Below are 15,597 nucleotides of genomic sequence, written 5' to 3'. Positions count from 1 at the left end.
AGCTTCCTGCGCGATGCCCAGTCCGAATCCGCGGCCCAGCACGAACATCCGCGTCACGTCCCGCAACGCGTCCGTCGCAGCAGACCAGTCCAACGCCAGCGACGCGGCCAGCGCATCGGGCAGCCGGTCGAGCGCCGCGGTCAGTGCCGCATCCTCGCTCCATGCCGCGGCGATCGCGGCCAGCCCGGCCAGCGCCGCGATGCACGATTTGGTCGCCGCCACCGCGCGTTCCGGCCCGGCGTGCAGCGGCAGGAACGCGTCCGCCATTTCCGCCAGCGGCGATGTCGCATCGTTGACCAACGCCACCACATAGGCGCCACCGGCGCGGTAGGCCGACACGGTCGCCAGCAGGTCCGGGCTGCGACCCGATTGGGATACCGCGATCACCACCGCATTGGCGGCCGACATCGGCGCCGCATAGAGCGACGTGATCGATGGCGCAGCCGATGCCACCGGCACGCCGGTCAGCGTCTCGATCAGATATTTGCCATAAGTGGCAGCATGATCGGACGATCCACGGGCACAGGTCACCACAACCTGCGGCGGATTGGCCCGCAGCCGTTCACCAAGGATCTGCAGTGCGGCACGATTTTCCGTGAGCATCCGCGCGACCACGGCCGGCGCCTCGCGGGATTCGGATGCCATCAACGTATGTCGGGGCACGGTCGCCATATCGGTCATGCTTGCCTCAGATATCGGTGAGTTCCGCGACGAAATCATAGGCGTCGCCGCGATAGAAGGACTGGGTGTATTCGGCCGCACGGCCATCGCGCAGGAACGCGCGTCGCTCGATCAACAGGCCGGCATGACCCGCGCCGACGCCCAGCATGCGGGCATGTTCCGCGCCGAACGGCACCGCGCGCAACCGCTGCAGCGCGCGCACCGGGCGGTTTCCCGCCGCCTCCAGCGCATCATACAGCGAATCGCCGACCGCTTCGACCGACGGCAGGCAGTAGCTGGCGATCGTCGACAGTTCGAGCGCCATCGGCACCTCGTCGGCAAAGCGGATCCGGCGGAACCGGTAGACCGGCGCGCCCGGCGACAGGCCGAGCGACAGCGCCTCCTCCGGCGTCACGGCCCCCACCGCACGGCTGATCCAGCTGCTGCTCGGCTGGCGTCCGCGCGACAGCATGTCTTCGGAAAAAGATGATAATTTGGAAAAGCTCTTCTCGACACGCACTGCGACGAAGGTTCCGGCACCGCGTCGGCGGGTCAGCAGCCCTTCTTCGACCAGCCCGCCGATCGCCTTGCGCACCGTGATGCGGGAGACGTCATATTCCGCCGCCAGGTCGCGCTCCGCCGGGATGGCATCATTTTCGCCCAGCACGTTGTTCTGGATGGCATCGCGCAGCAGTTGCTGCAGCTGCAGATACAGGGGCGCCCGATTACCTGGCCGGAATGGCCCGATCTGCGCGGAAAACATCATGATGTTCGGTGACCCCCTCTTGGCGACATCGCCCTGCAGAGGCGCTACCACGGGTTAAACGCTACCGCGACTGCCGGACCATCGCAATAGGTCATTTATTGGTTATATAGTTCACAGGCATGTGGCTCCGCCCATTGCCCGGCGCAATGCCGCGACATGGTCCCTGCTGGTCATGCGGGCGCCGACGGGCCCAAACCCGAATTCGGCGATCCGCGGATCGTCCCACACCTGCGTTCTGCTGGCGGAGGCGTGCAGTTGGTGAACGCCCGTGGCCCGGATCAGTGCCATGGCGTTGTCGGCGGTCACGCCCGATCCGACGATCACGCCCAGCCGCCCGCGTGCCGCGCGCACCATCGCCGCCAGGGTCGCCACGCCATCCGCCGCTCGGTGTCGGCCACCGGAACTCAGCACATGGTCATACCGCAAGGCGCAGAGCGTCTCGACCGCGGCGCATGGATCAGGCGCCAGATCGATCGCCCGGTGATAGACGATCACCCCCGCCCCGGCCACATCGCGGAAGCGGATCAGCGCCGCCCGGTCGGGATGCCCCTTCGGGTCGGTCGCCCCCACCACCACGCCCGCAACGCCCATTGCAAGCGTACGCGCGATGTCGTCACACATCAGCGCGATCTCGGATTCGGTATAGACGAAATCCCCCGCGCGCGGCCGGATCATGACATGCGCCGGAATGCCGCATCGCGCCGCCAGCGCGATCAGCCCCGCAGACGGCGTCAACCCGCCCAGCGCCAGCGCACCGCACAGTTCGATGCGGTCGGCCCCACCGGCAACCGCGGCGGCCAGCCCGGACGGATCGTCGACACAGATCTCCAGGATCGGCCCGCCCGGCGCGCGCTCCAACGTCTCCACAGCACCCACCTCTATCTCCTGCATCCGCGCACCTGATCCACAATGGCTTCGTCATCGCACAGAAGCGCACTGGACGAACCCTCTTGCGATCGGCATCATACCAATGAAGTACCTGAACCCAATCCTCCGTCCGGAGAACCCCATTTGTCCGCGCCTGCGTCCCGCATCCTCCGCACCGCCGCTCTTGCGCTTGGTTTCGCGCTATCCGCCGGCGCCACAGGCGCGCAGGTCCTGCCGCTGGTGCCGATGCCGCAGAAGATCGCCCGCCAGACCGGCAGCTTCACCGTCGGCGCCACGACCGCGATCACCACGTCGGATGCGGGTGCCTCCGCCGCCGCCCGCCTGTTGGTGGATCATGTCCGCACCGAACGCGGACTGGCCCTGCGCCTTGCCGACGGCGGGGCGATCCGGTTCGTGCGCGACCCGGCGGTCGCGGGTGCGGAAGCCTATACGCTTGCCGTAACGCCGAGCGGCATCGTTCTGACGGCCGCCAGTGATGCCGGCTTCGTCAATGCGGCGATGACGCTGGCGCAGTTGATCAGCCCTGACCGGGCGTTCGGCCAACCCACCACCATCCCCGCACTCATGATCGAGGATGCACCCCGCTTCGGCTGGCGCGGTCTGATGATCGATCCGGCGCGTCATTTCCTGCCGCTGCCCGCGCTCTACACCATCGTCGATCAGATGGCGGCCGTGAAGCTCAACACACTCCACCTGCACCTGACCGATGATCAGGGGTGGCGATTCGAGGTGAAGAAATATCCGAAGCTGACCGCCATCGGCAGCTGGCGGACCCCGCCGTCCAGCGGAGGGGCGCTCGGTCCGCGCGTCGGGGGTTTCTACACGCAGGCCGAATTGAAGGGGCTGGTGGCCTATGCGCGGACGCGCAACATCGTCATCGTGCCGGAAATCGATCTGCCGGGCCACGCGCAGGCGCTGGTCGCCGCCTATCCCGAACTGGGCGTGCTGGGGGACCGGCCCGATGTTTCGCAGGACTGGGGCGTCAACCCGTATCTCTTCAATCCCGGTCCCCACGGCGTCGCCTTCGTGAAGGCCCTGCTCGACGAGGTCATGGAGATCTTCCCCGGCAGCTACATCCACCTCGGCGGCGACGAGGCCGTCAAGGACCAATGGGAACGCTCGCCCGTCGTGCAGGCCCAGATCAAGACCTTGGGGCTGAAGGACGAGAATGCGCTGCAAAGCTGGCTGATCGATCAGTTCGGCCGCTATCTGGCCGATCATGGCCGCCGGCTGATCGGCTGGGACGAGATCCTGGAGGGCGGACTGCCACCATCGGCTTCGGTCATGTCCTGGCGCGGCGAACAGGGCGCCGTGGATGCCGCCAGCCAGGGGCATGATGTCGTGCTGAGCCCCGCGCCCAAGCTCTATTTCGACAACAGCCAGAGCAATCTTGGCGATGAACCGCCGGGGCGCCTAGGCATCCAGACGCTTGCCGACGTCTATCGCTATGATCCGATGCCCGCGGGCCTTGCCGCGGACAAGGCAAAGCATGTTCTGGGGGCGCAGGCCAACGCCTGGAGCGAATATCTGGTCACGCCCTATCAGGTGCAGCACGCGCTGTTCCCGCGGATCGGCGCGCTTGCGGAGAAGACATGGTCCGCCGCGGGCACCAGCAGCTTTGCCGATTTCGTCGCGCGGCTCGATCCGCAGATCGCCCGCTGGCGCCGGTCGGGCGTGGAGGTCGCCGACAGCGGCTTTGCCGTCGCCTACACGCTTCAGGGCACCCGCGGTGATGCCCTGCGCGCGGGCAAGGCGACGGTCGCGCTCGCGACGCAGGTTCCCTGGGGCACGATCCGCTACACGCTGGACGGGACCGATCCGACCTCCCGGTCCAAGGTCTATGCCACGCCGCTGACCTTGAAGCCCGGCATCACGGTGCGCGCGGCCGCCTATGACAGGACGGGCACCGCAACGGCCGCGCCACGCGCGTTCGACAGCAGCCGTGCCGCATTGCTCACGCGCACCACATCCGATCTCGTCGCCTGCCCCAGCGGTCCGCTGGGGCTCCGCGTCCCGCTCGCGTCCGAAACGATCAGCAACGGACCGGCGTTCAGCATCAACGTGTTCGATACCTGCGCCGTCTACCCGCAGGCACCGCTGGACGTGGCGCGGGGCTTCACCGTCGATGTCGCCCGCCTGCCGCGCAACTATGGTCTGGCACATGACATCACGAAGCTCCGGGCCTACTACAACGTGACCCCGCATGGGGAACTGATCCTCAGCATCGGCTGCCTCGCGGCCGATCCGGCGAAAGACGCCAAGCCTGTCGTCCTCGCCAGCTTTCCGCTGCCCGACCCCCGCACCGCGCCCGCGCAGTTCCGCTTCACCGGCACGCTGCCGAAGGTGGACGGCGACCAGGACATCTGCCTGACATTCACCTCCCCCTTGTCCGACCCCTTCTATGCGGTCGCCCGGCTACACCTGACGGAGCGTGCCCGGTGACCCGCTGGATCCTGCTCGCCGCCGCGGCGCTACCGCTCCCCGCGCTTGCCGCGCCCAAGACGGTGGTCACGCTCGATCGCGGGTGGCAGCTGCGGATCGATCCCGCAGACGCCAGGGCGCATCCCATCGCCGCGGCTTGGCGCGCGGCCACCGTTCCGGGCAGCGTGCAATCCGACCTGGTTGCGCACGGCAGCGTGCCCGATCCGTACAAGGGCACCAACGAGGCCGCGATCCAGTGGGTCGGCCTGTCCGGCTGGCAGTATCGCACGACGCTGGAGGCCACCGCGGCGATGCTGGCGCGCGATCATCTCGACCTTGTGTTCGACGGGCTCGACACCTTTGCCGATGTCCGCGTGAACGGCGCGCCGCTGCTGTCGTCCGACAATGCCCATCGCCGGTGGCGGATCGACGCCAAGCGCGCGCTGCGCCTTGGCGCGAACGAGATTCTGGTAACGCTGAAATCGCCGATCCGAACGCTGCAACCGATGGTGCTGGCGCAAAAGAACCCGTTGCCCGGCGAATATGACTCGGCCTTTGGCGACGAGCCCAAGGGCAGGCAGACCTCGCCTTATATCCGCAAGCCGAAATATCATTATGGCTGGGATTGGGGGCCCCGCATCGTCACCATCGGCGTTTCCGGCGCCGTCCGGCTGGAAGCGTGGGACGATGCCCGCATCGCAACGCTGCGGATCGAACAGGAGGCGCTGACCGATGCCGAGGCACGGCTCTCGGCGCGCCTGGACGTTGCCGGCGACACCGCGCGCCGGATCGATGTGCGTATTGACGTGACAGGTCCCGACGGCCGGCGGATCAGGGCGGTGCGGCAGGTCGCGGTCGCCGGCGGTGCCAATGCGGTGTCCGTCCCGATCAACATCGCGCGGCCGCAACGCTGGCAACCGGTCGGCTACGGCACGCAACCGCTTTACACGGTCACCGCCACGCTGATGGACCGCGGCAAGGCGATCGACAGCGCGACCCGCCGGACCGGGCTGCGCACCGTCGAACTGATCCGGGACCAGGGCGGTTTCGGCTTCCGGATCAACGGCACGCCCGTTTTCGCCAAGGGCGCGAACCTGATCCCGTTCGACACCTTCGCCAACCGCGTCACCCCTGCGCAGATGCGGACCGTGCTGCAGGGTGCGCGGGACGCCAACATGAACATGATCCGCGTGTGGGGTGGCGGCTACTATCTCGATGACGCCTTCTATGACACGGCCGATGCCATGGGCCTGATGATCTGGCAGGATTTCATGTTCGGTGGCGCGGTCACGCCCCCCGACGCGGCATTCCGCGATACGGTGCGGGTCGAGGCGGAACAGCAGGTCGCCCGGCTGCAGGCGCATCCGTCGATCGTGCTGTGGGCGGGCGGCAACGAAGTGCTGTCCGGCTGGGAAAACTGGTCCGATCGCAAGGCGTTCAAGCTGGCGGTCGGTGCGAATGAACAGGAACGGATCGGCGCCGGCATGGCGGTGCTGTTCGATCGCACGCTGCGTCAGGCGGTGACGGTGAACGACCCCGACGTGCCCTATTGGCCCGGCTCCCCCAGCACCGACTATGACGGCCCGGTCGATACCGATGCGCAGGGCGATCGCCATTTCTGGGATGTCTGGTCGGGATCGAAGCCGATCGAACGCTATACCGACAGCTGCCCGCGCTTCATGTCCGAATATGGGTTCCAGGGGATGCCAGACCTGGCCACGATCCGCGACTTCGCCGGCCCGGGCGCGCTGTCCGCCAACAGCGCGGTGATGAAGGCGCACCAGAAGTTCCTGGCGGGCGAAGGCAATGACCGCATTCTGTTCTACCTGAAACAATATTACCGCGCGCCACGCGATTTCGCCGATCTGGTCTATCTCAGTCAGGCGATGCAGGCGGATGCGATCCGGCTCGGCGCGCTCCACCACCGCGCCTGCCGCCCGGTGACGATGGGGTCGCTCTACTGGCAGATCAACGATGTCTGGCCGGCCGTGTCCTGGTCCAGCATCGACTGGTACGGGCGCTGGAAACTGCTCCACTATGCCGCCCGCCGTTTCTACGCACCGCAGGCGATCGTGGCGGAGCACAAGGACGGGGCGACGCGGATCGCGCTCGTGTCGGATGCGACCCGGCCGATCGCCGCGCGCTGGCGATGGCGCGCGATGGACATGGCCGGTCGCGTGCTCAAGGAAAGCAGCGCCGCCGTGACGCTGCCACCGCTGTCGGCCGGCGACGCGGCGACGCTGTCGGACGCCGGGATGTTCGGTACCGCCGATCCCAAGGCCAGCTTTGCCGTCGCCGAATTGCTGATCGACGATCGCACGGTGTCGCGCGCCATCGTTGAACGGCTGGCGCCGAAGGACATGGCCTATCCTGCACCTGGCCTGACCGCGCGGTGGGATGGCAAGCGCGTGACGATCACCGCCGCCCGGCTCGCCCGTGCTGTGATGCTCGATTTCGGCGAGGTCGCGGCGCAGCCGGCGGAGGACGGCTTCGATCTACTGCCGGGCGAAAGCATCGCGATTGACGTCACCTCGGATGCCGCACCCGCAACGCTGGCCACTGCCCTGCACCTGCGCACGCTCGGGCCGGAGGATATACGATGATCGCCGCTCTCCTGCTGGCCGCCGCCGACCCACAGGCGACGGTCGCCACCATGACCCTGGCCGAAAAGGCCGCCCAACTGCAGAGCAGCGCGCCCGCCGATGCGAAGGCCGGGCTGCCGGCCTATGACTGGTGGAACGAGGGGCTGCACGGCCTCGCCCGCAACGGCCACGCCACCGTGTTCCCGCAGGCGATCGGCATGGCCGCGACGTGGGACACCGACCTGATCGGCCGCGTCGGCGATGTCGTCGCGACGGAGGCGCGCGCGAAGTTCAACGCGCAGCCCGTCGGAACGGATCGCACCATCTATCAGGGGCTCACCATCTGGTCCCCCAACATCAATATCTTCCGTGATCCGCGTTGGGGCCGCGGCCAGGAAACCTATGGCGAGGATCCGTTCCTGACCGGCAGCCTGGGGATCGCCTTCATCCGCGGCCTGCAAGGCCCCGACCCCGCCCACCCGAAGGTCATCGCCACCCCCAAGCATTTCGCGGTGCATAGCGGGCCGGAGGCGGGACGCGACGGGTTCGACGTCGATCCATCGCCCCAGGATCTGGAGGCGACCTACCTTCCCGCGTTCCGCATGGCGGTGACGGAGGGCAAGGCGCGCTCGGTGATGTGCGCCTATAACGCCATCCACGGCGTGCCGGTCTGTGCGTTGCCGTCGCTGATGATCGATCGGTTGCGCCGCGACTGGGGGTTCACCGGCCTTACCGTGTCGGATTGCGATGCGGTCGCGAACGTCCACCTGTTCCACCATTATCGGCTGGATGCCGCCGGCGCGTCCGCCGCCGCGATCCGGGGTGGCAACGATCTGAATTGCGGCACGGCCTATGCCGCGCTGCCCGACGCGGTGGCCAAGGGGCTGGTGCGGGAATCGGAGGTCGATACCGCGCTGGTCCGCGCGCTGACCGCCCGGCGTGACCTGGGCATCGCGTTCGGCGCGGCCAATCCGTGGGGCCGCATCGAACCGACGCAGATCGCCACCCCCGCGCATCACGCGCTCGCACTGGAATCCGCGCGCAAGGCGATCGTCCTGCTCAAGAATGATGCCAACCGCCTGCCCCTGAAGCCCGGTGTCCGGATCGCGGTGATCGGTGCCAACGCCGATGATCTCGGTGTGTTGCAGGGCAATTATCACGGCACCGCCGTCGCCCCGGTCACCCCGCTCGACGGCATCCGGCACCAGTTCGGCGCGGATCGGGTTCGCTATGCGCAAGGGTCCGTTCTGGCCGAAGGCGCGCCGGTCGTGGTGCCCGAAACGGCACTCCGGTCCGGTGGCAGGCCCGGTCTGCGGGCTGAATATTTCGATGCGCCCGTCGTCGGCGGCACGCCGGTCGCGGTGCGGCAGGATCGCCGCGTCGATTTCGACTATAACCGTGCGGTGCCGCTCCCGCGGCTGGCCCCCGCCCGGTTCGCGGTGCGCTGGACCGGCGAATTCGTTCCGCCCGGCCCGGGCGCGTATCGGCTCGTGCTCGATGCGCCGGCCTGCTGGAAAAACTGCACCGCGCATGATGCGGTCCGGCTCTGGATCGACGGTCGCCCCGTCCTTTCGGGCGCGTTGGACAAGGGCCGCGGCGAAGTCACCGTGTCCGGCGGCACTCCCCACGCGATCCGGCTGGAAATCGATCATGCCACCGCGGACGAAGGGCTCCGCCTGCTCTGGATGCCGCCCGCCGAACCGCTCCGCGCCGAAGCCGTCGCCGCCGCACAGGCATCCGACGTCATCGTCGCGGTTCTCGGCCTCTCGCCCGATCTGGAGGGCGAAGCGCTTCAGGTGCAGGTGCCCGGCTTCGTCGGCGGCGACCGCAGCGACATCGGCCTGCCCGAACCGCAACGCCGGCTGATCGACGCGCTGGCCGCGACCGGCAAACCGCTGGTCATCATCCTCGCGTCGGGCAGCGCGGTCGCGCTCGATCCGGCAAAGGCCGACGCGATCCTGGCCGCATGGTATCCGGGCGAGGCCGGCGGCACCGCGATCGCCGAAACGCTGGCCGGCCGCAACAACCCGTCGGGACGTTTGCCCGTCACCTTTTACAAGGCGACCAGCGACCTGCCGGCCTTCATCGATTACGGGATGAAGGACCGCACCTACCGCTACTTCACCGGTACGCCGCTCTGGGGGTTCGGTCATGGGCTCAGCTTCACGCGCTTCGATTATGCGCGGGCCAGCGCGACCCCGACGATCGCGGTCGGCGCGACGTTGACGGCGGGCGTCGACCTGACCAACGTCGGCGCGCAGGGTGGGGATGAGGTGGTTCAGGCCTATCTGATTCCACCGGCGGCCGGTACCGCCCCCGGACTGACCGAACCGGTGCTGCAACGGGCGCTGGCGGCGTTCCAGCGGGTCACGCTGAAACCCGGCGCCACGCGCCGCGTCACGGTCACGATCGATCCCCGCCGGATGAGCAGCGTCAACCGCGCCGGCGTCCGCCGCGTTCTGCCCGGCGCCTACCGGCTCTGGATCGGCGGCGGACAGCCTGGCGACGGCCCCGGCGTCTGGACCGGCTTCACCGTGACCGGCGCAGCACTGGAGCTACCGAAATGATCGACCGCCGGACCCTGATCGGCAGCGCGGCCGCGATCGGGATGGTCACGCCGCTCCGCTCTGCTGCGCCCGCGTTCACCAGCAGGCGCCCGGCGGTCGCGGATCGCCGTTTCACCAGCAAGGCGGTGGAACGCGAGATTACCCGGGTGACCGCGATGGTCGCCGATCCCGAACTCGCCTGGATGTTCGGCAATTGTTATCCGAACACGCTGGACACCACCGTGTTCATGGGCACCGTGGATGGCAAGCCCGACGCGTTCGTCATCACCGGCGACATCGACGCGATGTGGCTGCGCGACAGTTCGGCGCAGCTACAACCCTATCTGCCGCTCGCCGCCAGCGATCCCGCGCTGCGGACGATGTTCCGCGGCGTCATCGCGCGACAGGCCCGATCGCTGCTGATCGATCCCTACGCCAACGCCTTCATGCGTGATCCGGGTGCAGGCACGAACCTGTCCTGGGCGAAGCAGGATCAGACCGAGATGAAGCCCGGCGTCGCCGAGCGGAAATGGGAACTTGACTCGCTCTGCTACCCGATCCGGATCGCGCACGGCTACTGGCAGGCGACGCACGATCCCACCCCGTTCGATGCGCTGTGGGCAGATGCCGCGCGCGTCACGATCCGCACGATGCGCGAACAGCAGCGCAAGGGGGATCGCGGGCCGTACCGCTTCCTGCGCGCATCGAACATTCCCAGCGAGACGCTGATGCTCGACGGCTATGGCCCGCCTTCGCGCGCGGTCGGGCTGATCCATTCGGGGTTCCGGCCGTCCGACGACGCCTGCCTCATGCCCTTCCTGATCCCGTCCAACCTGTTTGCGGTCACCGCCCTCCGCCAGCTTGCGGTGCTGTCCCATGAAACGCGGCGGGACAGCGCGCTGGCGAACGACGCCATCGCACTGGCCGACGAAGTGGCGGCCGCGTTGCGCCGCCACGGCACGATCCGCGACACCGATGGCCAGGAAATCTGGGCCTATGAGGTCGACGGAATCGGCAACGCGCATTTCATGGACGATGCCAATGTGCCGTCGCTGTCGGCGCTCGCCTATCTCGGCTGTGTCCAGCCGGACGATCCGCTCTGGCGTCGCACCGCGGCCCGGGCCTGGAGCACGCGCAATCCCTATTTCTTTTCCGGCAAGGTCGCCGACGGTATCGGCAGCCCACACACCTGGCTGCGGCAGATCTGGCCGATGGCGATCGTGATGCACGCACTCAACGCCCGCGATGACGCGACCATTGCGCAGTGTCTTCGCTGGCTGAAGGCCAGTCATGGCGGCACCGGCTTCATGCACGAATCGTTCGATCAGGACGACGGCGCCCTCTTCACCCGGAAATGGTTCGCCTGGGCGAACGGCATGTTCGGCGAACTGATCCTGGATATCGCGGCACGCCGCCCTGCTTTGTTGAAAGCCAACGCATGACGTTCACCCGCCGCACCCTCCTGGCCGGATCCGGCGCGCTCGCGCTGACGGCGCGGACCGCCTTCGCCCTGCCCCGCGCGGCTGCCAGGCCCGATCTGTTCATCGGGACCGGCGGTCATGGTCACACCTATCCCGGCCCGACCCTGCCGTTCGGCATGGTCCAGCTCGGCCCCGATACCGATGTCGAACGCTGGGACGCCTGCTCCGGCTATCATCGTACCGACACCTCGATCATGGGGTTTTCGCACACGCATCTGTCCGGCACCGGTATCGGGGACATGCTGGATGTGCTGGTGGTGCCGACGACCGGTCCGGTCCAGCTGACTCCCGGCACGCTCGCCGATCCCGATGCGGGCTATCGGCAGCGGTTTTCGGACGAACATGCCGAGCCGGGCTATTATCGTGTCCGGCTGGAATCCGGCGTTCGGGCGGAACTCACCGTCACCGAACGCACGGGCTGGCATCGCTACAGCTTTCCGGCCGGCGCCGGGCATCTGCTGATCGACCTGTCGCACCTGGTCCTGGATCGTTGGGATCAGGGCACGTTGGTGGACGACGCCGCGTTGCACGTCGATGCCGACGGAACGCTCACCGGCAGCCGGCGGGTGTTCCGCTGGGCCAAGGGGCGCCGCATCCATTTCGCGATGCAGCTTTCCCGCCGCCCCGATCGCATCACCTTCTACGGCGATGGCGATATCGCCGCGCCGGCGGGTTCCGCGGGCGTGACGGGCAAGCGGTTGAAGGCGGTACTGCATTATACCAACGCCGGGCAGGCGCCGATCCTGATGCGCACCGGCATCTCCGCCGTCGACATCGCGGGCGCCCGCGCCAACCTTGCGGCGGAGGCCCGACACTGGAACTTCGACCGGATCCGCAGCGCGGCGGCGCGGCGGTGGGACGATGCGCTGGGCGCGATCACCGTATCCGGCGGCACGGCGGACCAGCGCACGATCATGGCGAGCGCACTCTACCATGCGCAGGTCGCGCCCACGCTCTTCTCGGATGTCGATGGCCGCTACGTCGCGCTCGATCGTCAGGTCCATACAGTCCCGGCGGGCGGCGCGGCCTATAGCAGCTATTCGCTGTGGGACACGTATCGCGCGCTCCACCCGCTGCTGACGCTGGTCGCACCCGACCGCGCCAAATCGCTGGTCGATGACATGATCCGCCAGACGGCGCTCAGCCCCTATGGTCCGCTGGTCTGGCCGCTGCAGGGGGTGGAAACCGGCACGATGATGGGCTGGCACGGTGTTTCCGTGCTGGCCGAGGCACAGGCCAAGGGCATTCCCGCCGATTATGCCGCGGCATGGCCCGCGATCCGCAAGCGCAGCTTCGATTTCACCGCGCCCGATCTCGACAACAGCAAGGCGCGCGACCTGTATGACCGGCTGGGCTTCGTTCCGGCGGACAGGACATGGGAATCGGTCAGCCGCACGCAGGAATATGCCTATGACGACTGGGCGTCGTCGCATCTGGCCCGCGCCGCCGGTGCCAGCGCCGACGCCGATCGCTTGAACAAACGCAGCCTGAACTATCGCAACGTCCTGGATCCAGGGACGGGGTTTGCCCGCCCCCGCCTGGAAAATGGCGCGTGGACCACGCCCTATGATCCGATCCAGCTGGGGCACGGCAAGGACTATCGTGATTATACGGAGGCCAATGGCTGGCAGGCAACCTTCCTGAACCAGCATGACGTCTACGGCCATATCGCGCATCTCGGCGGCCCTGCGGCGTTCGAGGCGAAACTGGATGCGCTGTTCGCCGCGCCATCGACCTTGCCGGCCGATGCCCCACCGGACATCAGCGGGCTGGTCGGCCAATATGCGCATGGCAATGAACCCGACCAGCATGTCGCCTACCTCTATGCCTATGTCGGCGCACCGTGGAAGACGCAGCGCATGGTGCGCCGCCTTCTGACGGAGATGTACAAGGCCGATCCCGACGGCATCATCGGCAATGATGATTGCGGGCAGATGAGCGCCTGGTTCGTGATGAGCGCGCTCGGCTTCTACCCGGTCGATCCGGTCAGCGCCGTCTATGTCTTCGGTGCGCCGCTGTTCGACCGCGCGGTGGTCCGGGTGGGCGACAACCGTCGCCTGATTATCGAGGCGCCCGGCAACGGACCGAACCGCTGCTATGTCCAGTCGGTGACGTGGAACGGCCGCCCCTGGACGAAAAGCTGGATCGATCACGCTACGCTGATCCGCGGTGGCACGTTGCGCTTTACGATAGGCAATGCCCCTAATCCCGCCTTCGGTCGCGCGTTGGCCGACCGCCCACCTTCCTTCGGACATGGAGCCGGCGCATGACGCTCGACCGCCGCAGCCTGATCGCGACCGGCATTGCCACCGGTCTGGCCGTGGGTGCCACGCCCGGCCGCACCACCGGCCGTCCCGCCGCGCCGAAACCCTGGGGCGCGACGCCCAGCGATCGTCAATGGCGCTGGCACCAGCGCGAACGCTACGCCTTCATCCACTTTTCGATGAACACCTTCACCGACAAGGAATGGGGCTATGGCGACGAGGATCCCAAACGCTTCGATCCCACGGATTTCAGCGCGGACCAGATCGTGGCGGCGGCCCGGGCTGGCGGGCTGACCGGGCTGATCCTCACGGCGAAGCATCATGACGGTTTCTGCCTTTGGCCGACGTTGCTGACCGAACATTGCGTCCGCAACAGTCCCTATAAGGGAGGCAAGGGCGATATCGTCGGCGAAGTCGCCGCCGCCTGCCGCCGCGCCGGCATGGCGTTCGGCATCTATCTGTCTCCCTGGGATCGCAATCACGCCGAATATGGCCGCCCCGCCTATGTCGACTATTTCCGCAAGCAGATCGTCGAACTCTGCACCCGCTATGGCGCATTGTTCGAATTCTGGTTCGATGGCGCGAACGGCGGCGACGGTTATTATGGTGGCGCGCGTGAGACGCGGACGATCGACGCACCGAAATATTATAATTGGCCGGAAACGATCGCGCTGGTCCACCGGCATCAGCCGCTCGCCTGCACCTTCGATCCGCTCGGCGCCGACATCCGCTGGGTCGGCAACGAGGACGGCGTCGCCGGCGACCCCTGCTGGCCGACCATGCCCGATCACCCCTATGTACAGGCGGAGGGCAATTCCGGGGTGCGCGGCGCGGCCTTGTGGTGGCCTGCCGAAACCAACACCTCGATCCGCCCCGGCTGGTTCTACCATGCCGACGAGGATTCCAAGGTCAAAAGCCCGCGCCGGCTGATCCAGCTGTTTGACGAATCGGTCGCGCGCGGCACCAACCTCAATCTGAACCTGCCACCGGATCGCCGCGGCCGGATTGCCGATCATGATGTCGCGGTGCTGAAATCCTTCGGCGATGCGATCCGCGCCAGCTTCGCCACCGATCTGGCGCAAGGCGCCGTAGCCAGCGCCAGCGCCAACCGGGGTGCCGGGTTCGAACCGGCGCGCGTGCTCGATCGCGATCGCGCCAGCTACTGGACGGTGCCGGACGGGGTCACGACGCCCAGCCTGACGCTCGATCTGCCACCCGGCCGCATGTTCGACCTGATCCGCATCCGTGAACATCTTCCGCTCGGCTGCCGGGTCACGCGGTTCGCGGTCGATGCGCAGGTCGAAGGCGCGTGGCGCACGCTCGCCACGCACGAATGCATCTCCGCACAACGCATCATCCGCCTGCCTGCGCCGATCGCCGCCCGTCGCGTGCGGCTGCGCATCCTGGATGCCACCGCCGGCCCTGCGATCAGCGAGGTCGCGCTGTTCCGATCCGTGGCCCCCGTGCCGGTCGCGCCGATCGTCTCGTCCGATCCGACCATCCTGTCGACCGCCGGCTGGCGCATCGTCGCGGCATCGGCCCCGGACGCGGAAAAGCTGCTCGACAATGACGCGGCCACGATCTGGATCCTGCCGGCACCGACGCCGGGCCACCCCGCCAGCGTGACGGTGGACATGGGTGCCGTCCACCCCATGGCGGGTTTCAGCCTGACGCCGTCGCGGCATGTCATGAACGGCGCCGCCCCGCCCCGCGGCTTCGTTGCGGAAACCAGCACCGACGGTCGCGTGTGGCAACCCGGTGCGTCGGGGGAATTGTCGAACATCGCCTATGCGCTTTCCACGCAGCGGCTGAACTTCGACAGTCCCCGTCCCGCCCGCTACCTCCGGCTCGGCTTCGCGCAGACGGCCGTCCCTGCGGACCGGCTCGCCATCGCCGGCATCGGCGGGTTTACGCAGCGTCGCTGACCCCTGATGTTCATATTTGACAAGAAAGTTCATATATGGGAGTCATGCTGAGGTAGGAACCGGC

General features: G+C 67.7%; 9 protein-coding genes. 6 read left to right on the top strand and 3 right to left on the bottom strand.

The features are described 5' to 3' along the window. The 3 genes from VF649_RS05705 to VF649_RS05695 form a co-directional block, all read right to left on the bottom strand. On the bottom strand, positions 1-645 hold a 645-nt coding region (locus VF649_RS05705), incomplete at its 3' end, for an SIS domain-containing protein (RefSeq protein WP_331010994.1). 43 nt (positions 646-688) lie between these two features. Continuing rightward, positions 689-1,426, bottom strand: a complete 738-nt coding sequence (locus VF649_RS05700) for a GntR family transcriptional regulator (protein WP_331010996.1) — start codon at positions 1,424-1,426, stop codon at positions 689-691. Between the two features lie 111 nt (positions 1,427-1,537). Then, positions 1,538-2,317, bottom strand: a complete 780-nt coding sequence (locus VF649_RS05695; protein ID WP_331010993.1) for a copper homeostasis protein CutC — start codon at positions 2,315-2,317, stop codon at positions 1,538-1,540. 120 nt (positions 2,318-2,437) lie between these two features. On the opposite strand from VF649_RS05695, the gene VF649_RS05690 reads away from it, so the two are divergent. The 6 genes from VF649_RS05690 to VF649_RS05665 are packed head-to-tail and all read left to right on the top strand — an operon-like array spanning position 2,438 to position 15,533. Then, the gene (locus VF649_RS05690; RefSeq protein ID WP_331010992.1) at positions 2,438-4,756 is read left to right on the top strand and encodes a beta-N-acetylhexosaminidase; all 2,319 of its coding nucleotides are present in this window, start codon (positions 2,438-2,440) and stop codon (positions 4,754-4,756) included. Continuing rightward, positions 4,753-7,338 (top strand): beta-mannosidase, encoded by a 2,586-nt coding sequence (locus VF649_RS05685; protein WP_331010991.1) that lies wholly within the window; start codon positions 4,753-4,755, stop codon positions 7,336-7,338. The genes VF649_RS05690 and VF649_RS05685 overlap by 4 nt, the downstream gene beginning before the upstream one ends. Continuing rightward, positions 7,335-9,884: a glycoside hydrolase family 3 C-terminal domain-containing protein gene (locus VF649_RS05680; protein ID WP_331010990.1), complete on the top strand. Its 2,550-nt coding sequence runs from the start codon at positions 7,335-7,337 to the stop codon at positions 9,882-9,884. The genes VF649_RS05685 and VF649_RS05680 overlap by 4 nt, the downstream gene beginning before the upstream one ends. Next, the gene (locus VF649_RS05675) at positions 9,881-11,305 is read left to right on the top strand and encodes a glycoside hydrolase family 125 protein (RefSeq protein ID WP_331010989.1); all 1,425 of its coding nucleotides are present in this window, start codon (positions 9,881-9,883) and stop codon (positions 11,303-11,305) included. The genes VF649_RS05680 and VF649_RS05675 overlap by 4 nt, the downstream gene beginning before the upstream one ends. Then, positions 11,302-13,614: a GH92 family glycosyl hydrolase gene (locus VF649_RS05670; RefSeq protein ID WP_331010988.1), complete on the top strand. Its 2,313-nt coding sequence runs from the start codon at positions 11,302-11,304 to the stop codon at positions 13,612-13,614. The genes VF649_RS05675 and VF649_RS05670 overlap by 4 nt, the downstream gene beginning before the upstream one ends. Then, on the top strand, positions 13,611-15,533 hold the full coding sequence (locus VF649_RS05665) for an alpha-L-fucosidase (RefSeq protein ID WP_331010987.1): 1,923 nt from the start codon (positions 13,611-13,613) through the stop codon (positions 15,531-15,533). The genes VF649_RS05670 and VF649_RS05665 overlap by 4 nt, the downstream gene beginning before the upstream one ends. The last annotated feature ends 64 nt before the right edge of the window (positions 15,534-15,597 follow it).

The sequence above is a fragment of the Sphingomonas sp. genome (assembly GCF_036387535.1).
In the GTDB taxonomy this organism is placed as follows: domain Bacteria; phylum Pseudomonadota; class Alphaproteobacteria; order Sphingomonadales; family Sphingomonadaceae; genus Sphingomonas_R.
The sequence above is the reverse complement of the archived record's forward strand: the minus strand, read 5'-3'. Positions and strand labels throughout refer to the sequence as shown.

What these genes read in the sequence shown, in the direction of transcription:
- VF649_RS05700 (WP_331010996.1), bottom strand. Translation starts at nt 1,426, where the DNA reads ATGATGTTTTCCGCGCAGATCGGGCCATTCCGGCCAGGTAATCGGGCG.
- VF649_RS05695 (WP_331010993.1), bottom strand. Translation starts at nt 2,317, where the DNA reads ATGCAGGAGATAGAGGTGGGTGCTGTGGAGACGTTGGAGCGCGCGCCG.
- VF649_RS05680 (WP_331010990.1), top strand. Translation starts at nt 7,335, where the DNA reads ATGATCGCCGCTCTCCTGCTGGCCGCCGCCGACCCACAGGCGACGGTC.
- VF649_RS05675 (WP_331010989.1), top strand. Translation starts at nt 9,881, where the DNA reads ATGATCGACCGCCGGACCCTGATCGGCAGCGCGGCCGCGATCGGGATG.
- VF649_RS05670 (WP_331010988.1), top strand. Translation starts at nt 11,302, where the DNA reads ATGACGTTCACCCGCCGCACCCTCCTGGCCGGATCCGGCGCGCTCGCG.
- VF649_RS05665 (WP_331010987.1), top strand. Translation starts at nt 13,611, where the DNA reads ATGACGCTCGACCGCCGCAGCCTGATCGCGACCGGCATTGCCACCGGT.